Below are 17,351 nucleotides of genomic sequence, written 5' to 3' on the forward strand. Positions count from 1 at the left end.
CCCTCTCCACATTAGGAGGGGGATTTCTCATGAAGTTACGGATAGAAAACCGATAAGATGATTCAGTAATGTAGTCGGTCCAGGCATTTTCTCCAATGGCAAAAATGAAAGTATAGCACATACACCAAAAATAAATATTAGAGTAGCTTTTTCAGTTTTGGAGGCATTTTTTATTAAATTCCAATCAACAGCGATAATGATACCAATCAATATAAGCATAACGATGATCGGCACTATTCTTTCACCTCATCTTTCGGCAAGAATCCCGGCGGACCAATATAACCAGGTTTTTGGACAATTACGGTAAGATCAATATCGACTTCCACCTCTTGATATTTACTATCCCATTCACTTTTTGCTTCTTTCCACTCTTGTGGGTAATGTTGATGAAACTTTCTTCCGAACTGAAGTACATCCGTATTCATCTTTTGAAGTTTGCTAATAAGATCTGCTATTTTTCCTTCCAACACTTCTTTATACCTTTTCTCGATTTGCTTAATTACCTGTTCATGCATAATATTGAAATGTGTTTCGTTCTGTATAATTTCTCCTTCTACAGAAACAACAACATCCATTTTCCATTGCCCATCCTGCACTTCAGGTATGTACTTAACTCTACCTGAAGCAACTTTCATTGTAATATCCCCACTCTCTTCAGGTAAACTTGCAGATACAACCCCTCTTGTCACATCCCCTTGTAACCACAATAAATATTGAGTTTCCATAATATCGAGTAAGCCCGCCTGTTGATCACCATGAAAAGTCGCCGTAGCAGAAATAACTGGTATTGTCTTCTGTTGAGCATTTCCAGCTGCTTCTAAAGGAATAATATAGGGAATCGAAACGCTCTTCCCTTCCCCCATTAACCCTTTATCTACATCCCGTAACGTCGTACCTAAACCTACTTCCTCATCTGTTAATTTACTTAACACTTCTGCAGAATATCTTTCGAGAGGCGGGGTCAGTTCCAAAGTGCCCTTCGCTTCTCCCTGGCTTACAAATAAAAAAGCTCCTCCTCTTGGTCCCGGGTGCCGGGCTAAATAGTCCAACTCTTCTCGTATCCCATCCTTTGCGAGCTCTTCTCCAAGAATAAATATTTTACATTGTCCCCAAAAAATCCTTCGCGGAACATTCACTTGCAATAAGGAGATGGCACTTGCAAGGTTCTCTCCCACACCCTCTCTTACAAAGGTAGCCCCTGAATCGGGATCTTCCCCCGTCTCCCCACTCGTAATTGCACGTGGTATAAAAATTTGGACGGAGATCCTCGTCTGTCCATCTTCAAGTTTATCAATTGCAGCAGCCGTAATGATAGCAAGGTTTTGCAACTCTACTCTGTCCCAGCAACCGGATAAGAGTGGAAGGCTTAGCACTAAAACAAGAATCATTTTCTTCAATTGGTTTTCCGCCCCCTCATCCCACGTGCTAAAGCGATAAGTAGTAAACAAAGAGGTAGTATGACTTGAACCAGAAGGAAATAAGTTGGCTGAATGTTCTTCATGTAATCCACTAAGACTACATAATTCGGCAAGCCCCACTGACTAAACAGTATAATAAACAGACTGATCGGATAAACAACAATTCGATAATCAGACAACCTCAATAATTGAGCAAGCGCCAAGCTAACTACATAGAGAAACATAGATATCTTTACAAAGTTACCTAGAACCCAAGAAGCTGTAATAATCACCTCAAAGTTTTCAAAAAAGTCAAATACTGATATTGCGCGGATAAGGGAATAGACTGGATATAGTTGATTGCCTGCGGTTACCCCAAGTACAGTAAGCACAAAAAATTGACGTAAAAAAAAATGAGCATAATATATATAGTTGCCAATATCCCTGGCTTTACACTGATTTTCTCTCTATTAAGAAATGGAAAAATAAATGCCAGCAAGAAAAGCTCACTATACCATGCACCGAAGACAAAACCGCCCTTCAAGACAGGCGTAATCCCATTTTCCATAATAGGAAGCAGGAGGCTTACATCCATATCTTTAATCAGCAATAATAAAGAAAGTGAGGATAGCATGAATATCGTCGTACAAATGACGGCGCTTCTTGCAATCACCTCAATACCACCACGCACCGCCAAGGCACTTACTACCATTATGCTAAGGGAGAAAATTAGTTCTGGAGTTTCTGTCAATACGTTCATCGTAATAAAATCCGTATATTGCCGAACAATTAGCCCAGTATTATGGAGGTAAAAGAAGATGAGAAAAAAACTGAGCATAGAACCGAGTATTTTTCCGAGAATTTTTTCATTATATTGAATCGGAGTCATTCTCGGAAACAGTTCATGAAGCTTCCAAACAAGAAAGACAGTAATAAATCCGATGATAGAGCCTGCAATTGGAGTCATCCACATATCATGTACCGCAAGTTGAGCAGCCATTGATGGGATGGAGAGGATCCCCGTAGCAATGATGGTTGGTATAATGATAAATTGCATTTGCAACGTCGATATCTTCCCTTTTTCCAGCAACTATATTTCACTCCCATCTGCGGCTTATTCACTATGATGTTTAGGACCCGGCTTCAAGTTTTCCTTCTGTCTTCTCGGATTATACTTACCAGTCAAATGCGGACGATAATCCATTTTCCATAATGGAGAACGGACAAGCGTATCTTGAAACACTGGCTTTCGCAAGGTACTAATTGGTCCTAGATAAGGTAGACCGAACGATCTCAAGGAGGATAAATGGATTATGATTAAGATAAAGGCAAGCATGACTCCAATTAATCCGATTGCGCCTCCTAATAAAATAATCGGAAAACGTAATAAACGGACCGTTAAACCCATGGAATAACGTGGAACGAGGAAAGAAGCAATTCCAGTAATACTTACAACGATAATCATCGGAGCAGAAACTATGCCAGCTTGAACAGCCGCTTGCCCAATAACAAGAGCCCCTACAATACTCACTGCTGACCCAACTTGTTTCGGCAGACGTATACCGGCCTCTCGCAATGCTTCAAATGCAATCTCCATAATGATAACCTCAATAATCGCCGGAAAAGGAACCGCTTCTCTCGATGAAGCAATGCTGAGCATGAGATTGGTTGGAATCATTTCTTGGTGGAATGTTGTGACCGCCACATAGATAGCCGGGAGGAATAATGAAATACCTAAGAATAAAAACCGAAGACTTCTTACAAAGGTTCCTACCCAGAAACGGTCATAATAATCTTCCTGACTTTGAAACAAACTGAAGAAACTTACGGGAGCAATTAAACAGAATGGGGTGCCGTCAATGAATATAGCTGCTCTCCCTTCAAGTAAATTCCCACTTACTACATCAGGCCGTTCTGTAAATAACATTTGTGGGAATGGAGAATACGGATTATCTTCTATAAACTGTTCAATGTACCCACTTTCCAATACCCCGTCAATTTTTATACGATTTAGACGGTCCTCGATTTCTTTAATTAATCCCGGATCTGCTAATCCATCTATATAAGAAATGACAACCTTCGTTTTTGTATATTTACCGATTTGGAGATTTTTCATTTTCAAAGCAGGATCTTTGATGATGCGCCGCAATAAAGATGTATTCACTCCAATTGATTCTGTAAATCCTTCTCTCGGTCCACGAATGGCCATTTCCGCTTCAGGCTCTGCAATTGAGCGCATCTCAAATTTAGCTATGCCAAACGACAGTGCTTGTTTTTCACCATCTACCAAAAGAATTGGGTTACCATTGGAGATTTCATCGATTCCTTCCACGTATGTAGCTATCTTTTTCATATTCGAGACCGGAATACGATTCTCTACGGATTGAAGAAAATTTTCTTCATTAAACTCAGCCTCTGCTAAGAGTATGTTCAAAACTTGCTCATCTAATTTCTGTGTATCTGTTAATCCTTCTATATATATAATAGTAGCTTGTCTATTTCCTATAGAAACTGAATGGAAAACGACATCCGTACTTTGTTCATATAGATTGGTAAAAAAAGAAACATTCTCTTCCAGCTTCTCCGAGAACGATTGGTTTGGCACGACGCTTTTCTTGGCAGACCGTTTTGTTCTTCTAAACATAGCTCCTCATCCCCTGAACTGATATATAGATAAATTTCCTCAAGGACGGAAAATTATACATATCTCTTCGTTATAGATATAAGTTATGATTTTAAATAATCTAAGAACGTAACTACTTTAAGTCAGTTAGGACTAAGCCATAAAAAAATATACCCCTTATCAAAAGAGGTATATTTTTTATGTTATTTGATTTTAATTACTTCCAATTCAAACATTTTACCTAAATCTTCAATTTGATCAGCTGTAACTGCAAATGAGAGGACCGTATGATGTCCTCCACCATGTTCAACCCATTTTTTCACGCCTTCATAAAATCCGGATTTTGGAGTATACATTTGACGGGCAACTGGGAGATTTGGAGCCGGTGTTTCCGGTTTATTTCCATCCACCTCATACATCACTAATTTGAATCGGTCGCCAAAGTCAGAAATAGTGATATTCACTGCCTCCCCTTCCGATCCATCAAATACTAATCTTGCAGGATCCTCTTTCCCACCTATTCCAAGTGGATGAACCTCTACTCTAGGTTTTGTGCTAGCAAAAGTCGGATCTACTTCTAACATATGGGAGCCTAAAATAGTCTCTTGTCCTTGAACAAGGTTATACGTATAATCCTCCATGAATCCTGTTGCTTTGTTATGAGACATAATTTTTATTAATCGGTCAAGAGCCGCTGTTTTCCAATCTCCTTCACCAGCAAAGCCATATCCAGCTTCATTCAAACGCTGTACAGCCATGCCAGGTAGCTGCTTCATGCCCCATAAATCTTCAAAGTTTGTTGTGAAGGCACTATAACCCCCACGCTCAAGGAACTTCCTTAGGGCTATTTCAATTCTAATTTGCTCTTTAACTTGCCCTTCGAAAAAACTAGGATCGTTATCGCCAACAACTAACTCATATTTTTCTTCACATTCTTTATATACAGCATCTATTTCCTCTTCTGTTACTTCCTTCATTTCGGCTACGAGGTCACCAATGCCATAATAGTCGACTGTCCAGCCGAATTTAATTTGGGCTTCAATTTTATCTCCATCCGTTACTGCTACATTACGCATATTGTCTCCAAATCTAGCTACTTTAATATGGAAGCTTTCGTTGTAAGCTACAGCTACATCCATCCATTGCTTGATTTCATTTTGCAGACGTTCTTCTTTCCAGTGACCGACAACTATTTTATTGTTTTTATTTAATCGAGCATTGATAAAACCATATTCCCTGTCACCATGTGCACTTTGGTGCAAGTTCATGTAATCCATATCAATCGTATCCCAAGGAATATCATTCGCAAATTGAGTATTTAAATGAAGTAATGGCTTTTGTAGTAATTTAGTTCCTCTAATCCAGTTTTTTGCTGGAGAGAATGTATGCATCCAAGTGATGACACCTGCAACACGATCATTATAGTTTATTTCTTTCATAACTTGCGTAATACTGTCCGCCGTGGTTACAACCGTTTTAAATACAATCGGATAAGGGAAGTCACCCTTTTCATTTAGTTCATTAATGATTGCAACTGTATTTTTCTTTACTTCATTTAATGTTTCTTCCCCATATAAGTGCTGACTTCCTACAACAAACCAAAATTCGTATTCATTTGTTTTTAACATCCATACACCCTCCTCTAATTTTTAAAGCCACTTTACCTATCTGATTAAAGAATATAAATATATAAAATTAGTATGGTAGATTCAAAAAGTGAATCCCATATGTAAACCGCTTACATAAAATAATAAAATATTTATACGTATAAGTCAAATGATATTTTATTTATACGCATAATAAAACAATTCCTGTTAACATAAGTTGTAATTTATATGCTATCCATTAGGTATTTATTTAGCTTATATAATTTAACAAACAACCAAAATCACGAATCGCATTAAAATAACAGTATTAACTATAAGCAAATGAAATGTTTAGTAATCTAAAACCCAAAATTGATACGTACAAAAATTAAACTGTTGATTTATTCGGATAACGGTGTTAACATCATTTTATGAAAGCCTTTACCTATCTTTAAAGAATTCATAGAAAAGAGGCGGTACTACAAAGTAATGATGAGTTTCAACAAAAGATCATGGTTGTCCTTATAAGTATAGGTAATTTATTTTTATTCGCAGCCTTTATATCATTTTATTTGTAAGCCTTTTCCAAAACCAGAAAATTATTTTTAATATAATTTTACTGAGCGATCGGATTATTCTTAAGGAGGGAAACACAATGGTTAAAGAAAAAAAAGTATCACATAAATTTATATACTTCTTTGGAGCTTTCGGCGGTATCTTATTCGGGTACGATATCGGTGTTATGACAGGAGCGTTGCCATTCCTCCAACAGGATTGGGGACTTGATAATGCCGCTACCATCGGATGGATCACATCTTCTATCATGTTAGGGGCAATTTTTGGAGGCGCTTTAGCAGGTCAATTGTCTGACCGCTTTGGAAGACGAAAGATGATTCTAGCTACTTCCGTCATTTTCGTCATCGGCTCCATACTTTCTGGGATGGCACCGCCAGACGGAAGCTTATTCTTAATTCTTGTCAGAGTATTTCTAGGTTTAGCTGTTGGTGCTGCTTCTGCATTAGTACCAGCTTACATGTCAGAAATGGCTCCAGCACATTTGCGAGGACGCCTCTCAGGAATTAACCAAACAATGATTGTGTCTGGAATGTTGCTTTCCTATATTGTTGACTTTCTACTTAGTGGTTTACCAACAACGATAGCTTGGCGTTCTATGCTTGCAATGGCAGCGGTTCCAGCTGTAATCCTATTTATCGGAGTATTGAGATTACCAGAGTCACCTCGTTTTCTTATTAAAAATAATAAATTGGACGAAGCTCGAACCGTTCTAGGATACCTACGTCCAAACAAAAAAGCCATTGATGCTGAAATTAAAGAAATCCAAGAAAGCAGTAAACAGGAGAAACAAAACGTATCTTGGGGTGCCTTACTCGATAGTAAGTATCGTTATCTAGTTATAGCTGGTGTAGGTGTTGCTGCGTTCCAGCAATTCCAAGGGGCAAATGCGATCTTCTACTATATTCCGCTTATCGTTGAACAAGCGACTGGACAAGCAGCAAGTTCGGCATTGTTGTGGCCGATCATCCAAGGTATCATTCTTGTCATTGGATCATTAGTCTTCCTTGTAATTGCTGATAAATTTAAACGCCGTACATTATTGACACTTGGTGGAACGGTAATGGGACTTTCTTTTATTTTCCCAGCAATTCTAAACGTTTTGGTTCCTAATGCGGATCCAATGTTGATCGTTGTATTCTTGAGTATTTATGTAGCATTCTATTCCTTTACTTGGGCACCTTTAACATGGGTTATTGTAGGAGAGATTTTCCCGTTATTAATACGTGGACGTGCTTCCGGCTTAGCCTCATCCTTTAACTGGATAGGTTCATTCCTAGTTGGTCTACTGTTCCCAATAATGACTGCATCCATGGCTCAAGAAGCTGTGTTTGCCATTTTCGGTGTCATCTGTTTACTTGGAGTAGCCTTTATCCGCATTCGTGTCCCTGAAACTATGGGTCGCACTTTAGAGGAGATTGAGAAGATTGGGGAAAGAAAAGGATTGGAAAAAAAAGGAGCTTAGTCGAAACAGCTCAACAGGAATGGAGGAGAAATAATGTACATTAAGGAAACATCTCAGGCAATTCAACGTGGTGATGTATATCTTGGAATAGAATTAGGATCTACTCGGATTAAAGCTGTTTTAATCAACGATAAATATGAAACCATCTCCGTTGGAAGTTATGCATGGGAAAATAAGTTTGAAAACGGTATCTGGACCTATTCACTTGATGATGTGTGGAAAGGGATCCAAAGTAGTTACCTCCAAATGGCAGCAGATGTGGAGAGCAAATTCCACACGAAACTAACTAAGATTCGCTCTATTGGTGTAAGTGCCATGATGCATGGTTATTTAGCTTTTTCACAGGATGGTACACTGCTTACTCCTTTTCGAACATGGCGCAATAATACAACAGAGAAAGCTGCAATTGAACTTACGGAATTATTTCAATTCAATATACCAGAAAGATGGAGCATCGCTCATCTTTACCAAGCAATCCTAGACGAGGAATCACATGTTGAGGATGTGAACTTTTTAACGACTTTAGCTGGTTATGTCCATTGGAAATTATCAGGAGAAAAAGTTTTAGGTATTGGTGATGCCTCTGGTGTGTTCCCTATTGACGAGAATACTGGTAATTATTCTGAGGAACTTCTACTTAAATTTGAAAATATGAAACGTGTATCAGCTTATGAGTGGAATATTAGAAGTATATTACCAACTGTATTAAAAGCAGGCGATGTAGCAGGCAACTTAACAGAGGAAGGAGCTAAGCTGCTTGATGTGAACGGATATTTACAGGCGGGAAGTTTCATGGCTCCACCAGAAGGGGATGCAGGAACCGGTATGGTCAGTACGAACAGTGTGCGCAAACAAACAGGAAATATTTCTGTTGGAACTTCAGCGTTTTCAATGATTGTGCTTGATAAACCACTAAAAAAGGTTTATAGAGATATCGACATTGTTACTACTCCTACAGGGAATCCTGTTGCAATGGTCCATACCAATAATTGTTCATCTGATATTAATGCCTGGGCAAATATATTTAAAGAATTCGCAGAAAGGCTCGGTATAGAAATCGAGCCCGACAAATTATATGAATCCCTATTTCTTACTACTACGAAAGCAGACCCAGATGCCGGAGGATTGATTAATTACAGTTATCTTTCGGGTGAGAACATTACAAAAATGCCGGAAGGACGTCCCCTATTTGTAAGGGATGTCAATAGTTCGTTTACATTGGCGAACTTTATTCTCACACAGTTATATGCTGCTTTTGCTCCTTTAAAAATTGGTATGGATATCTTGTACAATGAAGAGGAGATTCAAACAAATGTCTTAATAGCCCAAGGAGGTCTGTTCAAAACAACAGTCATTGCTCAACAGATTTTGTCCAATGCCTTAAATACGCCAATCACTGTTATGAACACTGCGAGTGAAGGCGGAGCTTGGGGTATGGCGGTATTGGCTGCATACACCAAGTTTGGGAATGAGAATATGAACTTGGAGGACTTCTTAGACCAGTATGTATTCGTAAATCCTAATAGCTCTACCTTAAGTCCGGAACCTCAAGGGGTTGAGGGGTATGAGACATTCATCAATAATTACAAAGCCGGCTTACCCGTTGAAGAGGCAGCGATAAAATATATTTAATTTGACGCATCCATTTAAAAGAGAGCTGAGACACAACTCGTAGTTTGTCTCAGCTCTCTTTTTCCATCATTTCCTTAGAAGCGAGGGGAAGTACAGAATCTCGCTCAATGATTTCTGGTTCATATACTTTTGAAGTAACCTCTTGTTTATTTATCAAATCGATCATCATTTTCCCTGCGTCCAACCCCATTTTTTCCTGTGGATGACGAATTGTTGTCAGTCGTGGGTTGATATAATTTGAGAATCGATAATCATCTACCCCAATTATCGAAATATCATGTGGGACACTCAAACCAATTTCTTTAGCAAATTTAATTACTTGAATAGCTAATTGATCGTTATAGCAAACAATTGCTGTTGGTGCATCGTTCGAACGGGTCAGCATCATGTGAAGTTTTTTAAACAAGTTATCAATATTTTCTTCCGTCTGAAACATCATAATATCGCCCATATTTAATAACTCCGGCTGCTCTTGATAAGCTTTGATAAAACCATTCATTCTATCAATCCCCTGCTTATCATCCACTTTAAATATACCAACGATTTGCTTATGTCCCTTGGAAATTAGATAGTTAGTCGCAAGCTCACCAGTCTTTACATCATCCATGATCAAATATGGTATATCGAGGTCATCATAAACTGCATTAATCGACAACATCGGGATACCCATCGATTTGATATTATCGTAAATTCCTTTATTATAATCATTCCGAGCGCTCTTGGTTGGCTCAATAATTAAACCAGACAAATTATTATTTAGTAGATTCGTAAGGCTTTTACGCTCTTTCTCAGGACTGTTTTGTGTATCCGTTATAAGAATGGAATAACCATAATTAGATAGGTAATTATCGATTCCTGTAATGATATTCGGGAAAATATAATTGGCGATATGTGTGGAAATAAGCCCGATTGTCTTATGTTGAATTTGTATTTTTGGTTTGCTTTTCCAATCATTAACAAATATTCCAGCACCTTGAATTCGGTATACATAATTATCTTTCTCAAGTTCATCAATTGCACGTCTTACTGTAAATCTACTGACATCGTAAACCTTCATCATTTCTGATTCAGTAGGCAATTTATCATTCACTTGATATACTTCCGATAGGATTTTTTCTTGTATATTTTGTTTGATTCGTTCATATTTTTTAACCATATTGAATCCCCTTTAATTCCATACGACCTATAATAAAGAATAATCTTTCTATATACAGAAATTTCTATTATGTGTAGACAAGTTTAATTATAGCATACCTATAATCATTATTATTGGTTGTAAATAAAAAGTCTAAACCTATACGGTAAGATTTAGGTACGTTTAACTTGCATCAAATAAAAAAACCATTAAGAAATTAGAATGCTTCTTAATGGCAGTATCTTGAAAGATTTGAATCTAATTATAACTCTATAAGACTATTTTTGACCGTAATAAGCATTTGCGCCATGCTTCCTCAAAAAGTGCTTATCCAAAAGATAAGAATCCATCTCAATTCCATGTGGATTCAATTGTAATGTATGGTAAGTCATTTTAGCTACCTCTTCCAATACGACCGCATGGTGTACAGCATCTTGTGCAGATTTCCCCCATGTAAAAGGACCATGATCATTGACTAACACTGCTGGAACATAATCTGGATTAATCTTACGTTCTTCAAACGTCTCAACGATAACATCTCCAGTTTGTCTTTCATATTCACTAGATACTTCAGATTCTGTCATCTTCCTTGTTACAGGGACGGGGCCATAAAATGTATCAGCATGAGTAGTTCCTGATGACGGAATATCAATACCAGCTTGGGCGAATGTTACAGCCCAAGGAGAGTGTGTATGAACAATGCCTTTAATATTAGGAAATTGATTATATAAAACAACATGCGTTGCTGTATCACTCGATGGATTCAATTCCCCTTCAACAACATTACCTTTCAAATCAACGACCACCATATGCTCTGGCAACAGTTCTTCATAAGGTATGCCACTAGGCTTAATAACAATTAAATTTTCATTTCTATCTATTCCACTAACATTTCCCCATGTAAAAGTAACAAGATTATATTTCGGAAGTAACATGTTCGCTTCATAAACTTCTAGTTTTAGCTGTTCTAACATAATCAGTCATCCTTTTTAGCATTTTTTTAGTTCAAGTTGGATGGATCATTTGAAAGATTGCCTCAAAACTTCTATTAACTCTACGTATTATTCTCTTCATACTAATGTCATCATATTATATTTGTACGTACAAGTCAATTGAGTTATACTTAAATTAAGCATTTTAATACGGACTAATTAAGATACATAAATTTCATTCGTATAACTGGTAATGTTTTATTGTAAACGCTTGCCAAAAGCTAAATTCAAGCGCAATTCAACTTAACGATTTATTAAAATATCTATAGGTTGGTGAATCAAGTGATTACACGAAAAGAAATAGCAAGTAACTTAGAGCGTCCTCTTATGCAATATACTGTTAATAATGGTAATGGATACGCTTTTACCTGTTTGAATTATGGAGCTACATTAACTTCTATTATGATGCCAGATAGAAATGGAATCATAGATAACATCTTGCTCGGTTTTAACGGACCCACAGACTTTTTGAATGACCAGACGTATTTCTTCGGAAAGGCAATCGGCAGAGTTGGTGGGAGAATAAAAGGTGGTCTGTTCCACTATAAAAATCAGGAATTCCTATTACCTAGGAATGAAGGAGACAACACCTTACATGGTGGGGTTAACGGCTTTCATCATATGTGGTGGGATGTTTCGGAAACTGAAAAGGGACTAACTTTCACTAAAGTAATTAATCCGGAAATGGATGGCTTTCCTGGCAAGTTGGAAGTTACTATTACATATAGATGGGGAGAAAACAATCAATTTCATGTTGAATTTTATGCTATAAATAAATCCGATACACCTACACTCTTTAATCCCACTACACATATTTATTTCAATTTAAACAATGATAAGTTAAAGGGATTGAATAATCATAAACTATCCATCAGCGCCGAACAGCTGTTAGAGCTGGACCAGCAACAAATTCCAACTGGAGAATTTATAAATGTAACAAACACACCCTTCGACTTTCGGAAAGAACAAAATCTATCAGAAATGCTGCACTCACTAAAACAGCTCAATATATCAGGATATGATCATCCTTATCATGTAACCGGGCCAAAGGCTGCTAGATTAAGCAATTTAAATAATGGACGAATTGTTGAAATCCAATCCGATCGAAACGGTCTAGTTTTTTATTCATTAAACAAAACTCATCCTCACATAAAGGTGAATGAGGGGAATCATCTATTCCCTCATATGGCTGTAGCATTGGAACCCCAAACTTTACCTGATGCTAATCATCACCCTGATTTTGGAGATATTGTCTTACCTGCTAATACCGAAAAGAAATATGAAATTACTTATAAACTATCAGTAATATAAGAGTAACCGATGTTCCTTCATCAATTCTGAAGGAACATCGGTTTTTTACCCAACTTTTAACATGGTTACGTAACATCATTAATTAACTACAACTGCTGTTTTCTCCAATTCCTTCCCTAAAAACTTCGCAACCTCCAACATCCCATACTTTCCACTTACAGCTTCGGCATCACTGTTGTAGTTCGTATTTGTGTTGATGTCATACGTATAGATTTTTCCGTCCTTATCCTCAATAAACTCGATACCTGCGATTTGGATGCCATTCGCTTGAAGGAGTTTTTCATATTTGTCGATTATAGGATAATCAAAGCCTTCCCTCACTTGGAATTTAGCTGGCGCTTCGCTTTCTTCACCGACTGGGCAAAAAGCATCCTCTATGGAGCAAGCGTCTGCCGGACATAATTCAAACCCTTCTGATGTATCTACACGAACCGCATAAAGGAATTTACCGCCAACAAATTCACAGCGTGTAATATATGATTCCGGTGATTCGATATAATCTTGCAGCAGTGTAATTCCGTCCACCGGCTCTTCGAACTCTTCACTTTCGACATAACGCTGTAACGCTTCAACAGAATCAAACAACCGGACGCCGAGTCCTTTTCCAGCACGATTATGTTTTGTTATGAATTTCTTACCTCGGAAGTTTTCAGCAGCTTTCAAGATCTCATCTTTTCCAACTGCTACGACCGTCCGTGGAGTTTCAATGCCAAATTTCTCAAGTTCCAAGTACTGAAGAACCTTGCTGACTTCCAACTGCAATACGCGACTGCCATTGATCACCGTTCTCCCATGTTGTTCCAGCCAAGTTAAGACTGCGCTCGTCAACTCCGGAGCAAAACGATGACCTCTCGTGTGAGACGACGCACTCATCCGGCTGTAGAAGACTCCTTCTGGTGGTACAGAAGCAAGATCCACCGTCCCCTTATCCAAATGCCATTCTTCATAAGGCAGATTCAATTCCTCCAAGCGTTTCGTCAAATGATTGGTCCATTCTTTATTTTCATGCAGAACATATATTTTACTCATCAACATACTCTCCTATTGTTTAGTTTTTTGCTAACTCGCTGCGTAATTCTTCAACTTTAGGCATGACTTGTTTGGAAAATCGTTCGAGTTCTTCTAGCTGGGGAGAACTTTGTAATAATAATAAATCTACTCCCGCTTCCTCAAACGCTAAAATCTGTTTCGCTATTTGCTCAGGTGTCCCGATTAAATTCGGACGAAGCCCACGATTCGATACAGAATAATCTTGTAATGCAATCTTCTGCTCTAGCTCAGACTTCGTTGTAAAGTCTTTAAATCCAGCATAGCCACTTAAATCATCTACAGTCGTAATCCGTTCCAACTCGGCTTGTGCTTCTTCCTCCGTATCCCGACAAATCACATATGCCGCCATCCCGATTGTACGGAAAGGCTCACATCCCGCTTGCTTTCTCCGTTCCTTCATTTCATCGATTTTCTCTTTTGCTTCTTCCACCTTATGGCCATGAATCACATACGCATCACATAAGGAGGAAATGACCTGTTTTCCTTTTTCACTTTCTCCGCCTGCATAAAGAATCGGGTTTGGACGTTGAACTGGCTTCGGTTCTAGTTTCGTATCCTCGATTGTATAGAACTTACCTTTAAAGGAGAACGTATCTTCCGTCCATAAGCCTTTTAATATTTGAATGAATTCTTCGGTTCGTGCATAACGCTCGTCATGCGCTGTGAATTCACCGCCGTATTGTTTTGCTTCCCCTTCCCACCAGCCAGAGACTATATTCAGCGTAAAGCGTCCATTAGAAATATGGTCGATATTTGCAGCCATTTTAGCTGTAACTGCTGGATTATGATAAATCGGACGGACGGCTGTCATGATTTCAATTTTCTCCGTCACTGCCGCTAATGCAGCTGCGGTTGACCACGCCTCTAATGAATCGTGATCTGTACCTTTGATGTCATTCAAGTACAACTCAGCAATTAACGTTGTATCATAGCCCCAATTTTCCGCAGATTGGATGACTTTCTTCGCATATTCATAAGTAGGTGGCATTTTTTCATCTTTTACATTACGTAACCATCCTCCAAAAATCGGCAACCAAAATCCATATTTCATCTTCCCCACTCCTCATCTCTCTCTCTTAATCTATATAAAATAAAAAAACCTTTCTCTAAAAAATAGAAAAAGGGTCCAATCACAATATTACTTTCCTCTTCCTATCTTCCAAGCCATACATGCTTGATGGAATTAGCACAGTATTCTCTGTTAGAACCTGTTGCCGAGGCTTCCGTGGGCCATATCCCTCCACCTCTCTTGATAAGAAATTATTCGATTATTACCAATCCTAAAGTAATTAAAATCATTTGTCAATCAAAAAATTCGCACTTGACTTATCGGAATAATTCACATAGAATATGAAATAATTTAATAATTAAGAGTTCTTATCAAGAGAAGCTGAGGGACCTGGCCCGATGAAGCTTCAGCAACCTCTGATTTATCGAATCAGAAAGGTGCTAAATCCGGCAAGAAATAATTCTTGAGAGATAAGAGATGAATGTAACCAATCCCTATTTCTCAAGTTTATGAAAGAGAGGGATTTTTTTAATGCTCTAAATTATGAACAGTGTCTAAGTCGCCGTTCGTTATCTACTGATTCGAAACCTTAAAATATGAAAATACTCTTAGAAAGGAGTTATATCATGAGTGAAATTATTATACTTTCCGGAAGTCCTTCTGAAAATTCGGGTTCTGACAAAGTATTGTTATATTTAGGTTCCTTACTGGAGAAGGAAGGTTTATCTGTAACCCACCTTTCCGTAAAAGATGTCCCTTATCAAGATTTGTTTGAAGGGAGATATAATAGTCCTTCTGTCGTCGGCATCACCAGACTCATTCAGAATTCAAAAGGTGTACTCGTCGGCTCACCAGTATACAAAAGTTCCTACACCGGCGTATTAAAAGCACTGATTGATCTGCTGCCACCAGATGTATTTGAACATAAACCAGTACTCCCATTGATGAGTGGAGGAAGCGCCTCCCATCTATTGGCACTCGAGTACTCCCTGAAACCTCTGCTGGCAAGTCTTAAAGCACATAATTTAAAAGGCATTTATCTCATAAACGAACAAATCGATAAACGAAAAGATACCCCGATAATCGATGAAGAACTTCTACAACGTGCAGAAAAACAACTGAACTATTTCATCCATCTCGTCAACAGGCAAAAACAAGCTACACCAGTATTTTTACAACAATAGGAGGAATAGCATTGAGTAAAAAACGAATCTATTTAAACGCGTTTGACATGAATACACCTGGGCATCAATCTCCAGGTTTATGGGCCCATCCCGAAGATCAATCACATCGATACAAGGATAGTGAATATTGGATAGAACTTGCTAAGATTTTAGAAAAAGGACGTTTTGATGGGGTGTTTATTGCTGATGTACTGGGAACCTACGATGTATACGGCGGATCAAGAGACACTGCGGTTGCACACGGTGTACAATCACCGGTTAATGATCCGTTTCTCATCGTGCCACTGATGTCGGCGGTAACGAAACATCTTGGATTTGGTGTAACCTCCTCCGTGATTCATGAACATCCTTATACCTTTGCACGAAAAATAAGTACACTGGATCATTTGACGAATGGGCGCGTCGGATGGAATATCGTCACGTCCTACTTGAAGAGTGCCTCCGTAAATATGGGGCTTGATGAGCAAATTTCCCATGATGAGAGATACGATATTGCAGAGGAATATTTGCAAGTTTGCTTGAAGCTTTGGGAAGAGAGCTGGGAAGATGATGCAGTCAAAGTAGATAAAGCTAACCGGATTTATACCGACCCGACTAAGGTTCACGACATCGAGCATGAGGGTAAATACTTTAAAGTACCAGGTGCACATCTGAGCGAACCATCTCCACAGAGGACGCCAGTCATATTCCAAGCGGGAGCTTCTACAAAGGGAAGATCTTTTGCAGCAAGACATGCCGAGGTTATTTTCATCGGTGCACCAAATAAAAATGTAGCTAAAGAAACCGTCCGGAAAATTCGTGAAGAAGTAAAAAAAGCAGGCAGACCACAAGATGGCGTAAAAATTATTACGATGTTCGTTCCGATTACCGGAAGCACAGAAGAAGAAGCAAAACGGAAGTATGAGGATTATAAAAGCTGTATTAGTAAAGAAGGAGCGCTCGCATTATTTGGCGGTTGGACCGGGGTCGATGTATCCGGCTACGCACCAGATCAGGAAATCAAGTATATCGAAAATGACGCTATTCGTTCAGCGTTAGAAAACTTTACGAAATTAAAAGCAGATCGCGCCTCCACCGTACAGGATGTCATCGATGCGATAGGTATCGGCGGGATGGGTGCTTCTGCGATAGGATCTCCCGAGCAAATAGCGGACATCATGGAAGAATGGGTGGATGAAACTGGGATCGACGGGTTTAATATCGCTTATGCAACTACACCAGGAACTTTCAAAGATTTCGTAGACTATGTAGTACCTGTTCTACAGGAACGAGGGTTGGTCCAAAAAGAATATGAAGGCAACACTTTCCGGGAGAACTTATTCGGAACGAACCGCCGTCTGTCGCGGGAAAAACATTTCGTTTAAAATATCTCGACAAAGTGAAAAAGTGGTATT

13 protein-coding genes, 1 pseudogene and 2 riboswitches are annotated in these 17,351 nt (G+C 38.6%); of the genes and pseudogenes, 5 read left to right on the top strand and 9 right to left on the bottom strand.

What is annotated here, in order from left to right; genetic code table 11:
* Nucleotides 1–27 precede the first annotated feature (27 nt).
* The 5 genes and pseudogenes from M3210_RS13880 to araA all read right to left on the bottom strand — a co-directional run bounded on the left by M3210_RS13880 (nt 28) and on the right by araA (nt 5,648).
* Complete coding sequence (locus M3210_RS13880) at nt 28–234, bottom strand: hypothetical protein (protein ID WP_251515574.1); 207 nt, start codon at nt 232–234, stop codon at nt 28–30.
* On the bottom strand, nt 234–1,388 hold the full coding sequence (locus M3210_RS13885) for a Ger(x)C family spore germination protein (protein WP_251515618.1): 1,155 nt from the start codon (nt 1,386–1,388) through the stop codon (nt 234–236). Before M3210_RS13885 ends, M3210_RS13880 begins: the two co-directional genes overlap by 1 nt.
* A 5-nt stretch (nt 1,389–1,393) precedes the next feature.
* Nucleotides 1,394–2,487: pseudogene (locus M3210_RS13890) on the bottom strand (GerAB/ArcD/ProY family transporter).
* A 24-nt stretch (nt 2,488–2,511) separates the two neighbouring features.
* A complete protein-coding gene (locus tag M3210_RS13895) occupies nt 2,512–4,041 on the bottom strand; it encodes a spore germination protein (RefSeq protein WP_251515576.1) in 1,530 nt (509 codons plus the stop codon).
* Nucleotides 4,042–4,223: 182 nt separating this feature from the next.
* Nucleotides 4,224–5,648 (bottom strand): L-arabinose isomerase, encoded by a 1,425-nt coding sequence (gene araA / locus M3210_RS13900; protein ID WP_251515577.1) that lies wholly within the window; start codon nt 5,646–5,648, stop codon nt 4,224–4,226.
* A gap of 613 nt (nt 5,649–6,261) precedes the next feature.
* Here araA and M3210_RS13905 point away from each other — a divergent pair.
* Complete coding sequence (locus M3210_RS13905) at nt 6,262–7,644, top strand: sugar porter family MFS transporter (protein WP_251515578.1); 1,383 nt, start codon at nt 6,262–6,264, stop codon at nt 7,642–7,644.
* Between the two features lie 33 nt (nt 7,645–7,677).
* Nucleotides 7,678–9,276, top strand: coding sequence for a xylulokinase (locus tag M3210_RS13910; protein ID WP_251515579.1), 1,599 nt, complete (start codon nt 7,678–7,680; stop codon nt 9,274–9,276).
* A gap of 49 nt (nt 9,277–9,325) precedes the next feature.
* On the opposite strand, the gene M3210_RS13915 is transcribed toward M3210_RS13910, so the two are convergent.
* Together M3210_RS13915 and M3210_RS13925 are read right to left on the bottom strand one after the other, a co-directional pair.
* On the bottom strand, nt 9,326–10,432 hold the full coding sequence (locus tag M3210_RS13915; protein WP_285853794.1) for a GntR family transcriptional regulator: 1,107 nt from the start codon (nt 10,430–10,432) through the stop codon (nt 9,326–9,328).
* 257 nt (nt 10,433–10,689) lie between these two features.
* Nucleotides 10,690–11,385 (bottom strand): L-ribulose-5-phosphate 4-epimerase, encoded by a 696-nt coding sequence (locus M3210_RS13925; RefSeq protein WP_251515580.1) that lies wholly within the window; start codon nt 11,383–11,385, stop codon nt 10,690–10,692.
* Between the two features lie 300 nt (nt 11,386–11,685).
* On the opposite strand from M3210_RS13925, the gene M3210_RS13930 reads away from it, so the two are divergent.
* Nucleotides 11,686–12,714 carry an aldose epimerase family protein gene (locus M3210_RS13930; protein WP_251515581.1) on the top strand — a complete coding sequence of 343 codons (1,029 nt, stop codon included), beginning with the start codon at nt 11,686–11,688 and terminating at the stop codon, nt 12,712–12,714.
* 78 nt (nt 12,715–12,792) lie between these two features.
* Here M3210_RS13930 and M3210_RS13935 read toward each other — a convergent pair whose 3' ends face one another.
* Together M3210_RS13935 and M3210_RS13940 are read right to left on the bottom strand one after the other, a co-directional pair.
* Complete coding sequence (locus M3210_RS13935; RefSeq protein ID WP_251515582.1) at nt 12,793–13,743, bottom strand: ATP-grasp domain-containing protein; 951 nt, start codon at nt 13,741–13,743, stop codon at nt 12,793–12,795.
* A 19-nt stretch (nt 13,744–13,762) separates the two neighbouring features.
* Nucleotides 13,763–14,815 carry an LLM class flavin-dependent oxidoreductase gene (locus tag M3210_RS13940; protein ID WP_251515583.1) on the bottom strand — a complete coding sequence of 351 codons (1,053 nt, stop codon included), beginning with the start codon at nt 14,813–14,815 and terminating at the stop codon, nt 13,763–13,765.
* A gap of 98 nt (nt 14,816–14,913) precedes the next feature.
* A riboswitch (SAM riboswitch) is annotated at nt 14,914–15,023 on the bottom strand.
* Between the two features lie 115 nt (nt 15,024–15,138).
* Nucleotides 15,139–15,250: riboswitch (SAM riboswitch) on the top strand.
* 149 nt (nt 15,251–15,399) lie between these two features.
* Here M3210_RS13940 and ssuE point away from each other — a divergent pair.
* Entirely contained in the window at nt 15,400–15,957 is a 558-nt protein-coding gene (ssuE, locus tag M3210_RS13945; protein ID WP_251515588.1) for an NADPH-dependent FMN reductase, read from the top strand.
* 11 nt (nt 15,958–15,968) lie between these two features.
* Entirely contained in the window at nt 15,969–17,321 is a 1,353-nt protein-coding gene (locus M3210_RS13950) for an LLM class flavin-dependent oxidoreductase (RefSeq protein ID WP_251515590.1), read from the top strand.
* Nucleotides 17,322–17,351: the final 30 nt, after the last annotated feature.

Origin of the sequence: Oceanobacillus luteolus, assembly GCF_023715655.1 — a bacterium.
In the GTDB taxonomy this organism is placed as follows: domain Bacteria; phylum Bacillota; class Bacilli; order Bacillales; family Amphibacillaceae; genus Oceanobacillus; species Oceanobacillus luteolus.